The 21864-nt window shown below is 31.3% G+C and carries 19 protein-coding genes and 1 pseudogene; 7 read left to right on the top strand and 13 right to left on the bottom strand.

The window, feature by feature from the left end; all coding sequences use genetic code 11:
* Nucleotides 1–88: 88 nt before the first annotated feature.
* Nucleotides 89–472 (top strand): NusG domain II-containing protein, encoded by a 384-nt coding sequence (locus V7Q02_RS04620; RefSeq protein WP_333859811.1) that lies wholly within the window; start codon nt 89–91, stop codon nt 470–472.
* Nucleotides 473–502: 30 nt separating this feature from the next.
* Here V7Q02_RS04620 and V7Q02_RS04615 read toward each other — a convergent pair whose 3' ends face one another.
* The 8 genes and pseudogenes from V7Q02_RS04615 to V7Q02_RS04580 form a co-directional block, all read right to left on the bottom strand.
* Nucleotides 503–1564, bottom strand: a complete 1062-nt coding sequence (locus V7Q02_RS04615) for a PocR ligand-binding domain-containing protein (protein WP_333859810.1) — start codon at nt 1562–1564, stop codon at nt 503–505.
* A 199-nt stretch (nt 1565–1763) separates the two neighbouring features.
* The gene (locus V7Q02_RS04610; RefSeq protein WP_333859809.1) at nt 1764–3461 is read right to left on the bottom strand and encodes an ATP-binding protein; all 1698 of its coding nucleotides are present in this window, start codon (nt 3459–3461) and stop codon (nt 1764–1766) included.
* Between the two features lie 291 nt (nt 3462–3752).
* Nucleotides 3753–4061 (bottom strand): nucleotidyltransferase domain-containing protein, encoded by a 309-nt coding sequence (locus tag V7Q02_RS04605; protein ID WP_333859808.1) that lies wholly within the window; start codon nt 4059–4061, stop codon nt 3753–3755.
* A gap of 1 nt (nt 4062) precedes the next feature.
* Nucleotides 4063–4422, bottom strand: a pseudogene (locus V7Q02_RS04600) (nucleotidyltransferase substrate binding protein); the annotation flags it as partial.
* A gap of 321 nt (nt 4423–4743) precedes the next feature.
* Nucleotides 4744–5067: an Ig-like domain-containing protein gene (locus tag V7Q02_RS04595; RefSeq protein ID WP_333859825.1), complete on the bottom strand. Its 324-nt coding sequence runs from the start codon at nt 5065–5067 to the stop codon at nt 4744–4746.
* Between the two features lie 573 nt (nt 5068–5640).
* On the bottom strand, nt 5641–6102 hold the full coding sequence (locus V7Q02_RS04590; protein WP_333859807.1) for a hypothetical protein: 462 nt from the start codon (nt 6100–6102) through the stop codon (nt 5641–5643).
* Nucleotides 6103–6238: 136 nt separating this feature from the next.
* Entirely contained in the window at nt 6239–10171 is a 3933-nt protein-coding gene (locus tag V7Q02_RS04585) for a cell wall-binding repeat-containing protein (RefSeq protein ID WP_333859806.1), read from the bottom strand.
* 568 nt (nt 10172–10739) lie between these two features.
* A complete protein-coding gene (locus V7Q02_RS04580; RefSeq protein ID WP_333859805.1) occupies nt 10740–11789 on the bottom strand; it encodes a cell wall-binding repeat-containing protein in 1050 nt (349 codons plus the stop codon).
* Nucleotides 11790–11986: 197 nt separating this feature from the next.
* On the opposite strand from V7Q02_RS04580, the gene V7Q02_RS04575 reads away from it, so the two are divergent.
* Both V7Q02_RS04575 and V7Q02_RS04570 read left to right on the top strand, forming a co-directional pair.
* Nucleotides 11987–12427 carry a cell wall hydrolase gene (locus V7Q02_RS04575; RefSeq protein WP_333859804.1) on the top strand — a complete coding sequence of 147 codons (441 nt, stop codon included), beginning with the start codon at nt 11987–11989 and terminating at the stop codon, nt 12425–12427.
* A 139-nt stretch (nt 12428–12566) separates the two neighbouring features.
* A complete protein-coding gene (locus V7Q02_RS04570; protein ID WP_333859803.1) occupies nt 12567–12986 on the top strand; it encodes a hypothetical protein in 420 nt (139 codons plus the stop codon).
* A 79-nt stretch (nt 12987–13065) separates the two neighbouring features.
* Here V7Q02_RS04570 and V7Q02_RS04565 read toward each other — a convergent pair whose 3' ends face one another.
* The 4 genes from V7Q02_RS04565 to V7Q02_RS04550 form a co-directional block, all read right to left on the bottom strand.
* Entirely contained in the window at nt 13066–13965 is a 900-nt protein-coding gene (locus V7Q02_RS04565) for a tRNA 2-thiocytidine biosynthesis TtcA family protein (RefSeq protein WP_333859824.1), read from the bottom strand.
* Nucleotides 13966–14043: 78 nt separating this feature from the next.
* Nucleotides 14044–15015: a sensor histidine kinase gene (locus V7Q02_RS04560; RefSeq protein WP_333859802.1), complete on the bottom strand. Its 972-nt coding sequence runs from the start codon at nt 15013–15015 to the stop codon at nt 14044–14046.
* 591 nt (nt 15016–15606) lie between these two features.
* Complete coding sequence (locus V7Q02_RS04555) at nt 15607–15747, bottom strand: hypothetical protein (protein ID WP_333859800.1); 141 nt, start codon at nt 15745–15747, stop codon at nt 15607–15609.
* Between the two features lie 27 nt (nt 15748–15774).
* Complete coding sequence (locus V7Q02_RS04550; RefSeq protein ID WP_333859799.1) at nt 15775–15966, bottom strand: hypothetical protein; 192 nt, start codon at nt 15964–15966, stop codon at nt 15775–15777.
* Nucleotides 15967–16706: 740 nt separating this feature from the next.
* On the opposite strand from V7Q02_RS04550, the gene V7Q02_RS04545 reads away from it, so the two are divergent.
* The 4 genes from V7Q02_RS04545 (at nt 16707) to V7Q02_RS04530 (ending at nt 19910) form a co-directional block, all read left to right on the top strand.
* The gene (locus tag V7Q02_RS04545) at nt 16707–17174 is read left to right on the top strand and encodes a hypothetical protein (RefSeq protein WP_333859798.1); all 468 of its coding nucleotides are present in this window, start codon (nt 16707–16709) and stop codon (nt 17172–17174) included.
* The gene (locus V7Q02_RS04540; protein WP_333859797.1) at nt 17161–17799 is read left to right on the top strand and encodes an accessory gene regulator ArgB-like protein; all 639 of its coding nucleotides are present in this window, start codon (nt 17161–17163) and stop codon (nt 17797–17799) included. The genes V7Q02_RS04545 and V7Q02_RS04540 overlap by 14 nt, the downstream gene beginning before the upstream one ends.
* A gap of 18 nt (nt 17800–17817) precedes the next feature.
* Nucleotides 17818–17952, top strand: a complete 135-nt coding sequence (locus tag V7Q02_RS04535) for a cyclic lactone autoinducer peptide (protein ID WP_333859796.1) — start codon at nt 17818–17820, stop codon at nt 17950–17952.
* 104 nt (nt 17953–18056) lie between these two features.
* Nucleotides 18057–19910 carry a sensor histidine kinase gene (locus V7Q02_RS04530; protein WP_333859795.1) on the top strand — a complete coding sequence of 618 codons (1854 nt, stop codon included), beginning with the start codon at nt 18057–18059 and terminating at the stop codon, nt 19908–19910.
* A gap of 49 nt (nt 19911–19959) precedes the next feature.
* On the opposite strand, the gene V7Q02_RS04525 is transcribed toward V7Q02_RS04530, so the two are convergent.
* The gene (locus V7Q02_RS04525; protein ID WP_333859794.1) at nt 19960–21672 is read right to left on the bottom strand and encodes a methyl-accepting chemotaxis protein; all 1713 of its coding nucleotides are present in this window, start codon (nt 21670–21672) and stop codon (nt 19960–19962) included.
* Between the last annotated feature and the right edge of the window lie 192 nt (nt 21673–21864).

Below are 21864 nucleotides of genomic sequence, written 5' to 3'. Positions count from 1 at the left end.
CTTCATTGAATTATCCCGTTGTAAATGTACTTAAAATGTAGTAGAATTCTCTATATTGAGTGATTCTTGGATTAAGAAGGAGAATGAAATGAAAAAGGGAGATGAGATTGCTGCATTAATTATAATTGTACTGCTTGTTATAAGTACTGCAGGAGTTTTAATATACAAAAACCGCATGGAAAGTTCCAGTAGGATTGCCCTGATAAAACAAGATGGCAAGCTTATAAAAACTATTAATTTAAGTACTGTTAAAAACAGTGAAGAATTTATTATAAAATACAAGGACAATGATTTTAATAAAATAAAGGTGGAAAAGGGGAGGATTCGCATTACAGATGCAAACTGTCCTGATAAAATATGTGTAAAAAAAGGGTGGATATCAGAGCCCGGGGAAAACATCGTATGCCTTCCCCACAGACTTATAATAAGTATAGATGGTAAAAATTCAAATTATGATGATATTACAAGATAGGGCTTAACCATTTTAAAAACATATGTAAGATTATACGCTTATAATATTGTTCAGCTCCTCAACCAGCCCTGAAAGCTCTTCTACATTACCTGTAACTTCCTCTATTGAGGAGGATTGATTTTCTGTAGTTTTAAGGGTGGATTCTGATTCATTGAGAGCCTTGGCAATAGCTGATTGTATCCTGTCTGTAAGGGATACAATCTTTTGTGTTGTTTCTTTGGAGCTTTCAGATAATGTTCTTATTTCATTTGCCACTACCCCAAATCCCTTTCCTGATTCTCCAGCCCTGGCAGCTTCTATAGCTGCATTTAAACCAAGCATCTTGGTTTTATCCGCTATGTTTTTTATGGAATTCAATATGTTATTTATACCTTCAGAGATCTCATTTATATTATTTATGTTCTGAGCAAGTACATGCTGGTTATTTGTTACATCAACGGAAGACACTGCAAGTTCCTCCATAGTAGTAGATATCTGTCTAAAGCTGTTATTCAGTACTTCCGCAATTGAAGTAATTTTATCCCTGGATTGTGAATTATGTTTAATCTGTTCATAACCAATTTTTGACAGATAATTTGCCACAACATAAAGAAGCTCTGCTGCAGCCTTTACATTTTTCTCTTCTATAATTTTAATTTGTTCCAGAGCCTCCACATATCTGTCCTCATTAAACCCTATTTCTTTTGCAATTTTCCTGAATTCCAATTTTTCAGGTTTTTCATATAGTATTTGTCCTCCTAAAATTGTGCCTATGGATTCTCCCTCTATAGTGATAGGTGCTGCAAAATCTATTAATCCTGCATGACATTTATATATGTATGGTTTCTTTGTTCTTGTGGCTTCTTCTCCACCCCTTTTATGGGATTCTGCACATCTGTCATCCCCTATTTTGGTTGAATGGGTATACTGGCAAAGGCTTGTATAGGAACTTGGTCTTGTTACAGGATTGCCATTTCTATCTACAGTTACACTGGCTATATTCATACTTTCCGCAAAATTATCCTGAAATTTTTGTAACATGTCAATATCCAGTACATCCTTGATCTCAAGTACACTTAAATCAAGCTCTCCGCCATTTAATATTCTAATCATAGGCAAATCCTCCTCTTAAAATAACTCTAATAAATATAATACTTATACGTATTATTATAGGTTTGCCCAACACATTATTCAACATTTTTTTGGTTAATTTAACGTTGAATTCATATATAATACACAATATGTAATAAATTCAATAATAATAGTATATTATTGTGAACGATGTTATTATAAAGTTGCATTTTCCAAAAAATTAGATTAAATCTACGGTATAAATGTCCTTTTTTTCTACGACTATAATTAGCACTTTCTTTAATCCCTCTTTTTCCAGCTCTTCTTGAACCATTTTACTTTCTCCATACAATTGAAGTTGTTTCAATCCCTGTTTTTTTGCCTTGTCTAATGTATCTCTATCACTTTCTCTTACATACTTCAATTCCATAATCCATTGAAATTTAGTTATGTCTTTAAACTGAATTTTTCTTTTAAGCATTAAATCCACATAGCCTTTATTGTTTTCATCTTCACTTTTTATAAAATAGGTGCTGTCCACTCCTAACAAGGTAAGAAACATCATCTTTATATTTTTTTCATCCATTTTTATAAGATCCCTATTAGATAACTGTTCCAATATATCTTTCAAAAGTTCTATGAAAGGCTCTATATTGCCATGCATTCGCATTTCATTTACCGCAATTCTAATCTTTTGAATTTCAATATTATAATCTTCATTGATTTTTTGAAAATGCTGCTCCCAATAGATAGTTTTTATGACATAATTAGGTATCTTTAGCACAGTTCCAAGAGGTCCTGCTTCTTTTATAGTAAGCATTCCAAGGTAAAATAGTAAAGATTTAAAATTCTCCTTTTCGCTGTACATAGTATGACTATTAAATCTATCCACTAAAACAGTAGAAGTTTCCCCTGCAGTCATTATTTTCTCTAATGCTTCTTTGTCATTAAAATTATATGCTATTTGATTGACCTTACTGTAGTCTGTTTTTACATTATTGTCTATCATTTCTTTAGGGTAACGATTATATTCCAAAAATCCATCAAGAAAATACATAGCCATATCTGGATTAAATACAGATTTACAATTCTCGTTAAACTTATATCCATTATAGTATTCAGTCATATCTTTGCATATGTTCTTTCTCAATTCTTCATCATTTAAGGCAACTTCATCCATAATCCATGATAGTTCATCCCTAGTAAATCCAAGCATGGCATTCAGTTTTTCATCTAAAGTGTAGTTTCTCGTTATATTAAACCCGCTAGTCAAATCATCCAGCATTATAGGACTTACTCCAGTCATAAATATTCTTGTAAAATTGTCCATAGTTGCATCTTTTACGGCTTTATAGAATACCTTAACAAAACCTTCACCATGAAGTATGCTATTATACGTACTCTGTTTTCCTCCAGTTATCAGTTCGTTGGCAAAGTTATCATATTCATCTATTAGTACAAAAACAGGTATTTCTGATTTTCTGGAAAGATAAGCTATGTATTCAACTGCTGCTTCCGCTTCAATAATATGTTCAACCATTTTTTCATTCTTAAAAAAATGAGAATATGCTACAAAAAAATTTTTCACAGAATAAGTTATCTTGGTATTAAAACTTTTTCTAAGCTCAGCTTCTCCGTGACCTGCATCTATACCGGCAAAGCTTATTTTCCACACAAGAAAACTGTTTCTCTCTTCCGTAGGACTTTTACCTATATATAAATCACCAAATAACTTTTCAAACTTATCCTTTTTATTTATATCGTAATAATTTTCAAGCATGGATATAAACAGACTTTTGCCAAATCTTCTGGGTCTTATAAAAAATTGGTACGGTGCATATCTATCTAAAAGCTCTATATAATGTGTTTTATCCACATAAAGATAGTTTTTTTCTCTTAAAACCTGAAAATTAGAAATGCCATAAGGTATCCTCTTCACTTTATATCACCCCTGTATTTGTTTTCTTAATATTATTTTACCATTTCCATACACAATAATATACATATTTACATTTGCACTTTGTTTTCATCCTCTTTGTGGCAAGGATACTTCCACTTCTATAAGCGGAGGAGGAATTGCCATTTGCCTTAGATCTTAAAAAAGACGTTTTTAACACGCCTTTCTGATTAATAAGACTGCTCCTCTATTGTAAATGCAAGTACAATAGGTTACAGTGATTTTTGAATCCACAAAACTTTCCTGGGATTTCATAGATTCATATTATTTTTACTATAGCTGAATTTTATAAATAACTCTCCCTACACTATCAATATAATTTTTAAGTTCTTCATTTGAAATATCATTGTAATTTACCACATCAAAAAAATACGGCAGAGGATACTCTTCATTTAAGTCATCACTAAATCTAAATACTATTTTTCTATTTACACATTTGCCTTTTAATGCTATGTCAACATCAGAGCCTTTTTTATAATTACCCATGACCCTACTTCCAAAAATAATCACTTCCTCTATTTCTGGATATTTATCAGCAGCCTTTAGTATATATTTTAAATCTCTCTCCAATAATCCAAACATTTTAAAACTCCTCAATGAATTTTTCATAGAGTTTTTTTAACTCTGGGAAATAAATTTGCACTATATCTTTAACCATCTTCTCTGCCAGTTTATCGTCATAAGTGTGTACAGTCAAATTTCTATCTGAAAGAGCATCTATCCAAATGTGGCCGTCATCAATTAGACCTATTTGATATGCCTGCTTGATTGTTTCCCTGGGACTTTTTGTACGCAATTCTTGTGCCCCCAAATAATCCTTCATCAATTTCCAAGATAGTTCAAAAGCAATCTCAAAAAAATGTATAATACCAGCCCGCTCTAATTCGGTTTCAAGAGGTTGAGTAATATATTTACTTAATAAATTATATGAACGCTGAAAATTTACAAACCTTTGTCTCCATCTTACATCTTACATCTTTAAATTGATCCATTAAAAACACCTCTTCCAAATATTGAATTAGTCTATTCACATTTATCTATACCAAGGCTACCATTGATAACACCGCCATCTTCTTCAAGTAGGCAATACTGAAAAAAGTTCTCTTTATGGTTATTATGGTTTAATTATATCTTTTCCAGTTATTATTATCAATAACCTGAATTTATCAAATATAAAATACTTATATGAATAAAATCCCTGTTCTATACCACAGAAAATTAAGGTGTTTTCAATACGCCTTTTTACTTAAAACAAAATTACTCCTCACTCTATTGTAAATGTAAGTACAATAGGTTTTGGAATGGCTTTTCCATCTTCAGATAAAACATTTTGTGTTATAACCAGATAATAAGTTTTTCCCCCATCATATTCTCCTGATGGCTTGACGTACACTGTATCCTTGTCATTACTACAGGTAACTTCTATATCTTCTACAGGGTACAAAAGATCATCGTATTTTTCATATACTAATACGTTACTGCTGTTTACAGTAGCTGCATCAAAAGGTTTGGTAAATTTTATACTCCACATTTTATTCTTTGATATATTGGATTGACTATTCCATTTTTTATACTTTGAAAAGTCAATAGTGACACCCTCTGAAGGATACTTGTAAACTGTGACGGCAGCGGGATAAACAGAAGTATCCCAGTTATGATCCTGTGATATCTAACTGTCTGTCAATAGGAATACTGTAAATAATCATCTTCATTTAAGATATCATTAATTGCAGATTTAATTTCTAACTTTAAATTCGAAGTATCTTCTTTACAGAAAACAGAAAATTTTATAACTCTATTATACACAATTAAAAATTATTATCGTATGTTTTTAATTTAGATTAATTTTGTACCTGTTCCGACTCATACAGCAATTCTTTATAGATCTTATAAAGAATTGCTGTATGAAAGTTCCAAGGTATACCTTATACCTTAAATCCATAAATAAATTTACTATTGATTGTATAATTATATTATTAAAATTTTTATAGCCAAACACACGAACGAAAAAGGAAGGTTTCACTTCCTTCCTTTCTTATTTCTATCATTGAAAATTTACAATAAATGATTATATTTTTTAACATATCTCTATATACTGTATAAACAGAATCATATAATATTAATTCCTTTATATCAACTTATCTATAATAGTCATAATTAACTAATAAATATCATATACATCAAATTCACTTGAAGTTTCATCTACCTTTATTATATTTCCATTATTCCACTCATAATTTACAGTAATACCCTTTGCCATATCTTCATCTGAAGCATTTTCTGTAACAGAGTTTATATTAAACTCATTCCCCTTGTTTTTTTTTAGCAAATCTACATATATTGGTAAAACCGCATCATATGATACCAGACCCTTTATAGTATCTTCGAAAGCTGTAAGTTGTGAAACATGATTCATATATTCATCAAACATAGGTGATTGTCTCCCTAGTAAATTATTGGTATAGTCTTTCGTTAAGCTATCTAAGTTAAACCTAATAATTCTATCATTATCTTTAACAACATATGACTCAACTGCTGCATTAACCTTAATGGTCATAGTATAGATCAGTACTACTGCTATAACTAAACTTGACAATATTATAAAACATTTCCTCGTATTCATTTTTTCCATTCCCTTCAGGATAATTATTAGCATCAATAAAACTATTTGCGTTAAATTTAACTGAAGTGTTTATTATTTATTTTAATATAGATAAGGGATTTACTCCCTTATCTATTAATTAATAAATTAAGTCAAATTATTTTTTAGTTACCTTTACCAAATCTTCTAGCTGTTCTACAGTATACGTTCCATCAAGAGTTATGGTAAACTTCTTTTCTGAGGAATCATAGTCCAATACTTTTCCTTCTATTGTCATATCGTACTGAGTAGCATCTACATCTGCTGGCAATGATGCGACTACTACTGTTTTTCCAGTTATTGCAGTACCTGCCTGTTCAATTGTTGCTTTTGGTATCAATGCTTTTATAGCATCATCTATAGTCTTTGTTGCTGCATCCACTTGAGCCTGAGTTGCACCTGATGGTAAAGCTTTTGCTGCTGTTACTGCATCTGTGAGTGCTTTATAGCTATCTACAGTATAACCTGCTGCTTTATAATTATCTGCTTTTGTTATTGCCTCACTTAAAGCTGTTTTATTTACCTCGTCAGTATTTCCAGTATCTTCGGTAATCTCTATATTTATAGGGTAGTCATCACTATCTGGAACAAAATGAGCATACTCACCATCTCTATCTTTCTCAGTAGTAATATCCTTAGCTTTATCATTATCAGCTGTTATCTTAACTGAACCATTTTTATCTTTTTCAGCTTTAAATTTAGCCACACTTTCTGACTTATTAAATATAAATGTTACAGTTTTACCGTCAACCTCAATATCATCTGCCTCTACAGTACTGCCAGCTCTGAAAGTAAAGTCATCTGGATTAACGCTGTTTTTATAAATTGGAGTGTCAAATACTATATTAACCTTTGCTTGAGTATCGCTTACTGTTGCAGTCCATACATCTTCTGGATTTGAAATGATTTTAGGTGCTGCCTGATATGAGTATGGAGTTATAGTTCCTACAATTGGCTTTTCATCACTATCTGTTTGTACAGCAACATTTTTTCCGGATACATCAGTTGTTGATTTAGCTATCGCAATTGGATCACCATTATCATCTATCGCTGTTAATGTAGCATTAACTCCACCTTCTTTAACCGCTTCAATACTTTCATCAGTATTATATACTAAAAGTACTACATCATCATCTATACGTCCAGTATCTGCTCGTTGTCCATTAAGAGCAAAATCCTTAGGATTAAAATTATCTATAGATTTTGTAAACTTGAAACTAACGGTTAATTCGTCATCATCATCTTCATCATAGTAAACTTTAAGCGAATTAGGTTTTACTGCTGTTACATTCTTTGCTTCTTCTATAGATTTAGCTACAGAAATTTCAAGCTCATTTCCATTCACATCCTGAACTCCTGTTAAAACATCTATTTCTATAACATCATTATCTTTGCCAGTTTCAGCTCCACCTGTTACTATTGTATAATTTGATGGGAATTCAATTATTGCACACTTTCTATCAGGACTTGCATCAATTTCAGTATCACTTGGCAGTGTCTTTAGATCTCCATTACCATTTCTGTATTTGTAGTTTGAAAGTTCTGAAATAGAACTTTCGTCCATTTCCTTACTAAAGTTAACAACAACTTTTTGGTCACTAGCTCCTGTTGTTATAGATTCTACCTCTGGTTTTACATCTTGTGCTCCATCGATTGTTTCAGTCCATTTATCCATTTCATTTTCACTAGATGTAGTATCTGTTATATTTTCAATTGTTATTGTGTAATTAGTATCAGTTAAATCTTCTTCAAAGTTTATATCAACTACGTCAGTTGAATCACCATCATCAGGTTCTTCTGATTTTCCTGGGATAGTTATATCCTCAATTTTCTCACTTATATCTGTACCACTCTTATCCTTTATCTTGTAATTTGACTTATCTGTTGCTTCTTTTGCATTTACATCTTTGCTGAATCTAACACGTACAACGTCATCCTCAAGCACATAAGCAGAAAGCACTGTCGGCTTAGTATCATCCTCTTCCAGTTCAAAAGATTCACGAGTGTCATCTGCCACTTTATTTCCATAAGCATCCTTTACAGCATCATTAACATATAATGTATTTGAGTTTTTCTTAAGTAATCCTGCTGGTACTTTGCTTATCTTAACCTGGGTATCATCTTCTTTAAGTTCGATTTCAGCACTATTTGGTACTTCCTCCCCATTTATTTCATAATTACTATTCTTTGTAGCAGTTTTTTCATCCATTGGTCTGTCAAAGTTAATGTATACTTTTCCACTATCTTCAGCTTTTATGCTGACTATTTTAGGTTCACCAGTTACTTCATCTACATTAAAATCTTCCGTAGACTCTTTAAATGGGAATCCTGCAGCATCTGACAACAATCCAGTTGCACCACTATCTGATTTGTCATCTCCGTCTAATACCTTTAAAGTTCTATTTCCTGATGCAAGTTTTGAACTGAAATAAAAATCAACTTCATCTGCCCATACCTCATTTTTTCCTAATATAGGATCTTTGATTTCTGAACTCTCTGTATCTAATCCCATACTGCTTATACTTTGTCCATCTACCTTAAACTTACTCTTTAAAGAATTTATATCTTTTAAATTAAGTGGTTCTGAGAATTTAACTGTTATTTTACTATTACCTCTTACCTTTACTGATTCAATGGTAGGTGTAGTAGTATCACTGAAAGTTACAGACTGAGTATATTCATCAACACTGCTGGATTTATCTGCGGATAATATTCCCTTTTTAACTGTTATATCTACATCATCGGATTGTTTTCTTGGCTTAGCAAAAGTTATAAGTACAGTTTTGTTATCATCCTGGAGTACGGCTTTAGCTTCTTTATCTCCTTCACCATTCTGATCGTAAACCAACTCGCCATCTGAATCTGTTTCCTGCCCTACCAATGATGTTCCGTCAACTTTATAATTAGCCACTTCTTCTGCTGTATCCTCGTCAACTTCATCACTAAATACAACCTTAATTTGATTCAAGTTAACAGCACTAATGGATTTAACTTCTGATTCATTAGTGCCAGGCTCTTCACCATCAATAGCATCCTTGATTTTATCATATAAAACATCTGAAACAACACCAGTTCCACCTATTACATTTACATCTAAAGCAGTACCATCAGCTGTGTCTGCAATATAATCCACAGCCTTATCTGTTGCAGTTGAATTTTCTTTATCAACCAATACAAGCGGTGCAGTGTATTTTCCAGCTAATGCTGATGCAACTAAAGCATCTGCATATAGGTTATCTGGTGTAGCAGGGCTTGCATTTGCCACATATAATTTATCCTTTTTCAAACTATCTTCAAATTTATTTAATACATTCAGATTAGTTGCAAATCTATCTGCTCCTCCATCTACTCTAGTGCTAGCTCCAAGAGCATTGTAGACAGCATCATTTATAACATTTTTAGTTCCAACCACTGTAACCTTTGAACTATTGTCTTTTACAAAATCAATAACTGATTGGATTGAACTTTCATTGTTGTTTGCAAGTAATAATATCTGTCCTTTTGCTGCTGCTACTGGTGCTACTGATAGTGCATCTGAGAATCCTTCTCCTCCAACTACCAATACATCGCTGGCACTAACACCTAATTCAACTAACTTTTCAGCTACTGCTACGTTAGTTTCATATCTGTTAACTCCACCAAGCTCTACCAGATTATAATCGGTTTTTAAGTTATTTCTTATGCTCTGTGAAATTGATGCATTTCCACCGATAACATATATGTTCTTTGGTTTTAATTGTTCTATTGCACTTTCTGCGTCTGAACTAAGTGTATCTGGTGTAGTTAAAAGTATTGGTGCATCCAATTTTTTAGCCAATGCAGAAGCACTTACTGAATCCGCATATCCTTCTCCTGATACTAATACTACATTATCAGTAGTTGTCCAGTTTGACTTAGCCACCTGGGCAGCTGTTGCATATCTGTCAGCACCACTTGTCCTTGATATACTTGCTGATGATGCTGCTTTAACTGGACCAGCTGATAAAGCTGTAGTTAAAACTAAAGACATAAGTGCAGCACTTGCAAGTGCCTTCGTACCTTTTTTACTCATATTGTAATACCCTCCTCGATTAAGTGAATTTTAATTAAAATTCTTTCTCTTTATTATTAAAAGATTATTGAATATATATAATATATATTTTATAATATATACTTTCTTAAAATGTATGTCCAAGTACTATAAGCATATACACATACCTATGTACAATTTTAAATTTATATACTTAATACTTATACTGCTTGGTCAACATTTATGAAACAAAAATCATTATACCATGTAATTAATAATGTATGCTACCAATTACATGCAATTTTAAGCTGATTTTTATAAAAATTTAATGTTTTTACGCTATTTCTAACAATTCATTCCTTATTATAGCATAATAAATCCATAATTTCTACAGTTTATATACTATGATAAATAATTTATTAATTAGAATTTGTAATCTACAATCCAATTATACAACAACATTTCTAATTTTTCCATACCTTAATTAATAGTAATTTAAGGCCCTATAAGAAATATATTCCTAAAATATACTGCCTAAAAATAAAAGGCATAATTTAATTATACTTGGATCAATGATATATTATTCTACATAATGTTTAAAAATCCTCTTTTATTCAATGCCTATAATTTCTAAATCATCATTATTTTTAAGCACTGCTTCTATTTCTGAAGAAACAGAGGAAATTCCACCTACTATTATTATATTGGAATCATCAGTTGCATTTGATAATATGTAACTATTAGCATTAGTTACCTGTGTACTTCCTGCACCTACTCCTGTGAGTACAAGTGGTGAACCAGTCTTGGCTGCAGCTGCTGATGCTACCAATGCATCTGCAAACTGATCCTGAGTTGATCCTCCTGCGGCTACATATATATTTGTAAAGTCCAGTCCCCCATTTTCTTTAAAATAATTCAGCACTGCAATGTTGGTTGCAAATCTGTCTGCAGTATCGCTGGTTACCTTAGCTCCACCTACAGAAGCTACTACGGACTGGGGAAGTACTCCTTCTCCACCAACTGCTTGTATTGCCAGACCCTTTGAGGTTATTATATCTTTAACTACAGGTGCCACCTCTTTTGTGGAAGCAAATAATACAGGATATCCTTTCTGCGCTGCAATGGAAGCCACGGAAAGGGAATCTGCATATCCATCCTGCCCATTTACCAGCATGGCAGTTTTTTGATTGCTCATTTCAAGTACTCTTTCAGCTACTTTTGCATTAGTACCCATTCTGGTGGTATCCGTAGTTCCTGCTATACGTTCTACTTCATAACTGTCCTCTAATGTATTTTCTATGTCTTCAGATACTACTCCTGTACCTCCTACTATGTATATCTTGGTGGCACCTAAACTTTTTATAGTTGAAGCAACTTCTGTTTCCAAGGTTTGTCCATGAGTCAGAAGTATAGGTGCATTAAGCTGCTTTGCAAGCGGTGTTGCACTTACTGCATCTGCGTAGCCATATCCATTTACAAGTATTACATTATCACATTTGTTAAATAAATCTAATGCAACTTGGTTTGCAGTACCTATTCTTCCCCCATCACCTCCATCTGTTCTCTTTACTGCCGCTGCATACACGCTGCCACTTCCAATTGCTGCCGACAAAACCAATGCAGTTAGCATGGAACTTAAAAATCTTTTCTTATTTGCCATCAGTTTACCTCTCCTCCAATTAATTATTAAATATACATTATTTTTATTATATAACAATACTGCTTTTTTTTATAGGCAATATCTGCTTTTTGTATAGGATTTTTATTCCATTTTTTCTTTTTGCCATAAATAGTTGTAACTTTTTAAGTTTTTATAAATAAAATAATACTGTAAGCAAAATTGACGAGGTGAACTCTATGGGATTCTCAGACAGAGAGCTTCTGGCAAGAATTATAAAATGCGAAGCAGGGGGAGAAGGGGACGTTGGCATGAGAGCTGTTGCAACTACTATTATGAACAGAGTACGTGTCCCCTATGGTGAATATCATAGAATAGGTCAGGGAGATTTAAGAAAAGTACTTTACCAGGAAGGACAGTTTGACTGTATGCGTTCACAAATTGGAGGAGTAACCAATCCTCAAACTATATGGTCAAACCCTCCAGAGCAAATACATTATGATATAGCCGATTGGGCCCTTGCAGGCAACAGACTATTTGATATAGGTTATTCTCTCTGGTATTTCAATCCCTATGCTCCATGCCCCTGGATTTTTCCATCTAACGGTGTAGGCTCTTTTCAGGTAAAAGTACGACAGCATTGTTTTTACAATCCTACAGAACTTTATGCACAAACTTAGACAATTCACAATGCACAGTGCACAGTTCACGATTTACAGTGCACAATTCACGATTTACAATGCACAGTTTAAAGTTCACGATGCACAATGCACGATGTATAGTTTATAATTAAAATAATAAAAATATGGAGGTATTTTAATGATTTCAAATTACCCTGAATATTTTAGGACCATGCCTATGACTCCTGAATTCACACCGGAAATGTGTGAGGAAATACCAGAAGATGATTTTATACAAGATGCATGGAAAGATAATAATCCAAGACAGACTACTCCTACTCCCACTCCTGTCATACCTGCACCACCTTCCACTTTTGAAATGGCTCCCGGTTCTCCCGTAATCCAGGATACAAATTACACTCAAGGGTACTTAAGAACACAGATAGGAAAGAGAGTAAGGGCAACTTTTCTCCTTGGCACCGGAACTCTCCAGGATCGTACCGGTATTTTAGAGAGTGTTGGCATAAGCTATATAATACTTAGAAATGAAGAGACAAATACCAAAGAAATGGCGGACATATATTCCATAAAATTTGTAGTAATATTTGATACTCCATAAAGTGATTCCTGACTTCAAATGAAAATCACAAATTGGTATAAAAATATTTAAGACCAGCATTTATTTTACCGCTGGTCTATTATCTATTCTTTATTATATCTTCAGCATTTTCTTTTTCATTATCATAGAATTCCAGATAGGAATATGATTTTCCATCTTTCTTCCAGGAAAGTATCCCATCTAAATTCACATTTTGTGCCGCATGAAAAATTGATTTGTCTATATCTTTAAAATTAACTTTCATTTTTTCTATCATATTTTTAACTTCATATCTTTTACTGCCGGTTTTTCCTGCTGCAACTATACATCCACAATTTAAAGAAGATATTCCCGCATTTTTCATAAATGCCTTAATATCGCTTTCTTTTACAAAATAAAGAGGTCTTATAAGCTCCATATGCTTGAAATTTTTAGATTTTAATTTTGGCAGCATAGTTTTAAAACTTCCCCCGTAAAACAAATTTAAAAGAGTTGTTTCTATTACATCATTAAAATGATGCCCCAGCGCAAGTTTGTTGCACCCAAGCTGCTGTGCTTTGGAATACAAGGCTCCTCTTCTCATTTTGGCACAGATATAGCAGGGATAATCCTTTGCAACATTGTCTACCACGTCAAAAATGCGGGATTCAAAAATATGTAGTGGAATATTCAAATAATTGCAGTTTTCTATTAGAAGTTTTCTATTGCTTTCATGATAGCCTGGGTCCATTGCAATAAATTCCACATAAAAATTTACCTGCCAGTGCCTTTTAAGTTCCTGAAATAACTTGGCCATAAGCATGCTGTCTTTGCCGCCAGATACCGCTACTGCCACTTTGTCTCCCTCTTCTACCAGATTAAATTCACTAATAGCTCTTACAAATTTTGACCATATCCTTTTTCTATATCTTTTTGTGATACTATGCTCTATTTCTTTTAATTCTTTTTTTTCATATAAAGACTTCTGTATTTTACATCCTGTTTCTTTTACTTCATCCAATGCTATCACTCCGTTCTTCACCAGAACATTATAGCATTTATAATCAATAATTTAAAACTGTTTTTATATTAATAATGCCTAAATTTTAAAATACATATCTGCAAATTCCATGTTAATTTGATCCATCTTACTCTTGCAGGTAATTTCTTCATCATTTATACAATTACTTTTGTCTGTACAATTCTCTTCTTCTATGGTTTTTACAGGAAGTGTTACAGTAAACTCACTACCTTCTCCCTTTTTGCTTTTTACACTAATTTGTCCTCCATGAAGATGTACAAAAGATTTTGCCAGATAAAGCCCTATACCGCTTCCTTTATTTTCTTCCACAGTACTATTGCCTGCCTGTCCAAATCTTTCAAATATGATTTTTAATTTATCCTCCGGTATTCCTACTCCAGTATCTTTTACTACAATATGCACATTTTTATCATCACATTGAACATTTATATATATCTTTCCTCCCGGTGGAGTAAATTTTACTGCATTAGATAGCAGATTCAAAATTATTCTCTCCATTTTATCTGAATCCACAGCCATTATTTTTTCTTCAACATTTGTATCAAAAATCAATTCTATACCTTTACTTTCTACATAAGGTACCAATGATAACGTAATATCTTCAACAATATTTACAATATTTCTATTGTGGCAGTTCAGTTTTATAAACCCTGAATCCAGTTTACTTATATCCAGTAAGTTGTTTATAAGCTTCATCAGCCTGTAACAGTTTTCTTTCATTATTTTAAGATACTCATTTTGTTTATCAATGCGCTCCCTGCCTCTACAATTCTTACATGTATCCAGTACTTGTATCGCAGCAAAAATAACATTTAAGGGTGTCTTTAACTCATGGGATATGTCAGATATAAATTCTGTAATATTTTTATTGAATTTTTCACTTTCATTTAAAAGTTCAGTATTTCTTTCCACATAGCTTTTAAGCCTTTGAACCTGCTTCTCTAAAGTCATATCACACAAAACATTTAATCCTTCGGAGTTATCCACTAACTTTTTATCCACTCTACCTTCTTTACTAAAACTATTCACATTTTCACACCCATTTCCGTATCAATAATTATATTTTTATCCCGAAACTGCCCCCTTATCACAATGCCTGATTCATTAAATTTAAGAAAATAAGTATGCCGTCTCTGGAGATAAACCTTTTCTAAAGCTTGAATGAAAAAACAATTCCTAATGGACGTATTTCAATCTACCTTAGAATGACTTCATAAAACACTGTAACTATATTGATAATTATATTGATAGTTATCTTATTATAGAACTTTTTTTTGCAAGAACTATATTTAACCTGATGATTTAATGTAAGTAAAGGCATTATTTTAAAATGATACAATAAAATTTTACATTCAGTAGTAATTATACCATTTATACAATGAAAAATAAATATTTAAAGGCATATTTTTGAATATTTTAAATGTTATGTATAAAATATTATTTTATATATTAAATATATAATTTTTATATATTTTCAGAATTTTAAGAAGGATTATTTTTCTTTTTGTAGAATTTATATATCATGAAATGAAATAAATGTAGGATTTGTAGAAAATTGTAGATTTATATTATAATAATTTAACACTTATTTGTGAAAGGACATATAATTATGCTTAAACTTCATTGGATAGAGTTTTTTTTAAGAAGCATTCCTGAAAATTTTTTAATAATTTGGGGAATATGTGTAATTAATAGAACAACTTTTAATTTAAAAAGATATTTTATACCATCTATTATCCTAAGTCTATGTATTTTTTTCATAAGATCTCTTCCTATATACTGGGGAATTCATACATTTATAGGTATAATTTTAATAATAAGTATTATGTTTGTTAATAGTATTCCCCTAATCACTTCTTTATGTGGAACACTACTCACATTTTTTATTCTTAGCTTAAGTGAGTTTTTCAATATTCTAATGCTAAATGCATTTGGCATTAAAATAGATTTAATATCTACAAATTCTATTATGGGCTCCATTAGAAAATGTCTACTTGGAATTCCCTCTCTCATTATAATGTTTCTATTTATTAAATTAATTCAATATTTCAAAAAACAACATAATTAATTTTTCACTACTAAAATTTAAATTAATAATAACATTTTAAAACTACAAAACGAAAGGACAAGATCATCATGTTCAAAATTCACTGGATAGAAATCCTCTTCAGGGGTATCCCTGAAAGTTTTTTAATACTAGCTGGAGTGGGTATAATAGCCGGAAAACTCTTACCTGTAAAAAATTACATAATTTCCAGTGTACTGCTTTCTCTTTGCATTTTCTTTATTAGAAGACTTCCTGTATATTGGGGTATTCATATGTTAATTGTCATTATTTTAGCCATAAGTTTTATAGTTATTCAAGGTATGCCCTTGATTTCCACTATTTATGGTACAGTATGCATGCTTTTAATTCTTAGCGGAAGCGAACTCTTAAATATATTAATACTAAATATTTTTCATATTAAAACAACTTTTACATATGTGGATTCTATGATTGTCTCCATAAAAAAATGTTTACTGGGAATACCCTCTCTTATTATGGTATCTTTATTCATACTTATAATTTATTATTTTAAAAATAAACATGTAAATTCCTCAAAAGCTCGATCTTCTTCTTAAAATATTAAAAATTTTATTTATTTTGATATTTTAAGAAGGAATTTTACTTTTTATGTAGAATTTTCACTTATACATAGAAAAATAAAGGAGTTTAATATATGTTGAAACTTCATTGGATAGAACTTTTTTTAAGGGGCATTCCTGAAATGTTTTTGGTAATCTGGGGAATAAGTATAATATGTAAAACATATTTTAGCCTAAAAAAATATGTTTTTTTAGGCATTGTAATGAGTATACTTACATTTTTAATAAGAAGCCTTCCTATATATTTTGGAGTACACACTATAATTATAATAACTATGGATGTAATTATTATGATTATAGCAGGAATGCCTATAGTAAGTTCTATTTATGGAACATTAGTTATGTTTTTATCACTTTCACTAAGTGAGTTTTTAAATATGTTATTATTAGATTTTGTTGGCATTAACTCAACTATTACTCCCACAGATTCAATTAAAAAATGTATACTTGGCATTCCTTCACTTGTAATTTTGTTTTTAATAGTAATAATATTAAACTATGTAATAACAAGAAGAGAAAAATTTAAAGATGTATCTAATTGAAAAATTGGCAGTTTCCCTTGGAAAAAAGGCTAAAATACTTTTAAATGTAGATAATAATAAAGAACAAATTATAGTATATGGTGCAATCAATCTGCTTCAAACTATATCATCTATTTTATGGATTGTAATGGCAGGATTTATTTTAGGAGTACTTTATGAAGCCCTTATATTTTCCACTGCAGCAAGCATTTTAAGAAAATACTCCGGAGGTGTACATGCTTCTTCTCCCAATAGATGTATTATAATAGGCACTGCTTTATCCTGTGCTGCAGGACTTATAATTGATAAACTTTCCTACAATATTTCTCTTACAAACACTATAATTATAGGTATATTTTTCATAACAGTTTCATTTATAATAGTTATTTTAAAAGCTCCTGTAGACAGCATTAAAAAACCTATAACAGATTTGAATATGAAAAAAAAATTCAAAAAAAATTCTATTATTGTATTAATAGTGTTTTCTATATTCATAGTAGTTTTATCTGCATTTTATGAAACAACCTCCAAGCTTTATTACTTGAAAATTATTCACAGCATTATTTTAGGCATTTTATGGCAGTCTATTACTCTGACTAAAATAGGCATAACAATTTTCAAAAAAGCTGATAAAATCTATACCTGAAAGGAGTTATCAATACCTATGAAAAGTAAATTTATAAGACTATTTTTATCATTATGTGTAACAATATGCACATTAATGGCCTCTATAGTTTCCGCTTCAGCATGTATGTGGTTTTCTTATCAACCTGAAGAACCTGAGTGCTTAAGAGAATAAAAACTTTAAGCACAACACTTTTAAATAAAAATTACTGATTTATAAATTGGTAATTTTTATTTTTTAAAAATCCAAATATAGCTTATGTGATGGGAGGACTTTCTATGAAACCTGTTATAAAAGATATGTCTGTTATGTTATCTATGATAAAAATAGCTATAATAATATTTGTTGCAGTTATTATATACATCAATTTACCTAATTACTGGATATACTTTAATATAAAAGAAAATATGAATTTCAGTTTATATACCACAGCCTTTCTATCAGGTATTTTAGCATTGATTTGCATAATGTGGCTTGTAATTAACATTAAAACAAAACGCTCTTCAAATGTATTCAGAAAATCCTGGCTTATGGAGACAATATTTTTTACACTGATAATAGCACTGCCCATATACCTGTCTAATTCTTACGAAAATGAATATAAGTACCTGTTTTTACTGCTAATAATAGCTGCAGTGATACAATACGGCTCTCGATATGGAATTATAACTGCTTTTTTTTCCTCTTTTTTTATACTGGGGGTAGATTTATTATATGCCCCTACTGTAAAGGAGATAAATATAGCTTTCCAAAAGGATCTTATACTGGTGGGCATATTCATATTCATATCCTGGATACTTGGTTATTATGTGGATATAGAAGCTGAAAATAACAAAAACAAGGATAATAAATTGAACTTGTTAAACTCCCAATTGAAAGAACAGAATATAAAAAGAAAAAATATTGAATTTTCACTGTTTAAAAATGAAATGTGTTTTCACATGTTGTTTGAGGATTCCGTAAACTCAATTATAGTTCATGACAAGGGAAAAATAATCTATGCAAATCAAAGTGCTTCCAAACTTCTTGGATATGAAGATCCTCTAAAATTAAATGACAGATCCTTATATGACCACTATAGAGTTGAGGATATTTCTTCCATGAAAAAAAAATATACAGATATTATAAATGAAAAGCTGTCTAAAGTTATGGGGGAAGAAAACATACTAAACCGCAGGGGGAAAATTATTTCTGTAAGAAATATTTCTTCGTTTTTTATTTATGACAATAAAGCTGTTATACTGACTTTCCTGCTGGATTTAACTTCCCAAAAGCAAATGGAAACCTTAAAAAATACTGCAGAAGAAAACTTAAAATTACTGAATGAAACAAAAGAATTTAACACTCTTATAATGGACTTTTTCATAAATATGTCCCATGAATTTAAAACACCTATCAATGTTATATTCACAGCTATTCAAACTATGGATATCTATTTGAAGAAATATGAAGGCAGCGATATGGAAAAATGTAAAAATTATTTAAAAACCATGAAACAAAATTGTTTAAGACTCACAAGATTAATAAATAATATAACTGATATAACCAGAGTGGACTCCGGATTTATTACTCTTAACAAGGAAAATATGGATATAGTCAGTGTAGTTGAGGATATTACTCAATCCGTTGCTTCCCATATTAATTCCCAAAATATAGAGTTAATCTTTGATACCAATACAGAAGAAAAGATTATGGCTTTTGATCCTGATAAAATGGAACGCATAATGCTTAATTTGCTCTCCAATGCCTTCAAATATACAAACTCCCAGGGCACCATATATGTAAATGTGGAAGACAAGGGAGAAAGGGTACTTATCACCGTGGAAGATGATGGAGATGGAATTCCTGAAGATAAACTCCATGTCATATTTGAGCGCTTTGGTCAGGCCAATCGTTCCCTATCCAGAGAACATGAAGGAAGCGGAGTAGGATTGTATCTTGTAAAATCTTTTGTAACCATGCATAAGGGAAAAATAGAAGTTACCAGCAAACCGGGAAAAGGAAGTAAATTTTCCATAGAATTGCCTGTAGAGATAATTAATGAAGATGAATCTAAAAATAACATATTATTTAGAACCGATGTAGAAAAAATAGATATAGAGTTTTCTGATATATACTCTCTTACTAATTGAAAGAGTCTGCAGCCTTAAAAAACTGCAAACCCTTTTGCCAAAATCAAGATTAAATTTTAAATCTTTGAACCATTTCATTTAGTCGCTGAGCTAATTCTGCCTGACTTTGTGCAGTCATTGACACCTGTTCTACAGCTTTTGCAGTTTCATCAACACCGTTTTGTATTATATCTGTATTTTCCCAGGATTTTTGTGCAGTGGAAGCCATACCCTGTGCTGCTTCACTTACCTGTCCTATAGTGGCAGCCAATTCCCCGGACATAGATGCCAACTCTTCTGACATCTTACTTACAAAATCTGCATCATTATAATATTCTATTCCCATACCTGAAAAAGTTTCAAATTGAGGATTTACTTTATCATTTATAAAATTCAACAATTCCTCACTGCTTTTTGATATATTTTTAAATGCTTCCTGAACCTTTACAATAGTATCTTGAATTCCTACCACAGCTTCCGAGGATTGTTCTGCAAGTTTTCCAACTTCATCTGCCACCACAGCAAAACCCTTTCCATGTTCTCCTGCCCTTGCAGCTTCTATAGCTGCATTTAAAGCAAGTAAATTTGTCTGTTCCGCTATACTCCCTATGGTATCTGCCATTTGTCTTATGTCTTCTACCACTTTACCATCTTCAATAGCCTTTAATGTATTTTGTTTTTTCTCTCCATACATTTCTTCCGTATATTCCATAGCTGTTTTACTTGTATTTTTTACATTGTCTGCTCTTTCCTTAGCGTGGACGGAGTTATTGCTTCCCTCCATGGCTTTTTGGGATAACTCATTTATACTTGAGTCCACCTCTTCTATAGAGGCAGTTATCTGCTGGGATGCTGCACTTGTATCCTGTATACTGCCCGCCACAGTTTTTAATGAATTGTCTATACTTTGGGCTTTAGATGAAAGTTCCTGTGCAGTTGCAGATAATTCTTCACTGGAACTGCTCATATTTTCAGAATCTTCCATAATATTTTTTATTAAGTCCACTATATTTTTTTGTGCCTTATTGAGAGACATGGCAACCTGTCCAAATTCATCTTTCCTTATTACATTTACATTTGAAGAAAAATCAAAATTTGAAAACTTATCTACCAGTTCTTTAACTTTCAAAATAGGCTTGTTAATATTATTTGATGTAATAATTCCAAGAATTATGGATAAAGCTGCACTGGCTAAAATTATCACAATCAAAAACATAAAGGAAGATTTATACTGGGCAATTCCATTATTATAGTCTCTTCCAGCTGCTTTTAACTTTAACTCTATGTACTGATCGAGCACAGAAAACATCTTTGTTCTATAGTTTTCTGTCTGTTGAAATTGTATTCTGCCATTTGAATAATCTCCCTGTTGTATGGCTTTTACATAATTTTCTCTGGCACTTCTCCAACCTTCCAAATACTGCTGAAATTGTGTATACAGTTCTTTATCTTTGTCATTTATTACGGTAGACTTATAATCTGATATAAGTTTTTCATCGGATGTTTTCAATTTATTGATATTACTCACAATGGTACTTACACTTTCCTTATTGACAGGATCCAAAATGACAAGCATATCTGCTCTTACATCCATCAAATTTATCTTCAACTCCTGGAGAATGCTTGTACTTTTTAAATTTACATTATACATATTGTTTAAACTATTATTTACTTTTCCTATTTTATTTATAGATATGATTCCTACCAGACATGTAAATAACGTTATTACCACAAAGGATAACATCAATTTTTTAAAAATCTTTAAATTTGAGAACCAATTCATTATAAAAATCCTCCTTTACATATTTTACTTTAGATTATTATAGCATACTAGCATTTAAACTTATAACTTAATTTTATAAAATTTTTAATATTAGACACTCTTGGGCTTATTTTTAAATAATTTTTTACAAAAATAAATCGGTAGGTTACACCTACCGATTTATTATATATTATATAGAGTTTTTTAGATAGC

The sequence above is a fragment of the Clostridium sp. genome, assembly GCF_036781005.1.
Lineage (GTDB): Bacteria > Bacillota > Clostridia > Clostridiales > Clostridiaceae > Clostridium_B.
Note: the sequence above shows the minus strand (reverse complement) of the source record. Positions and strands in the feature narration are given on the sequence as shown.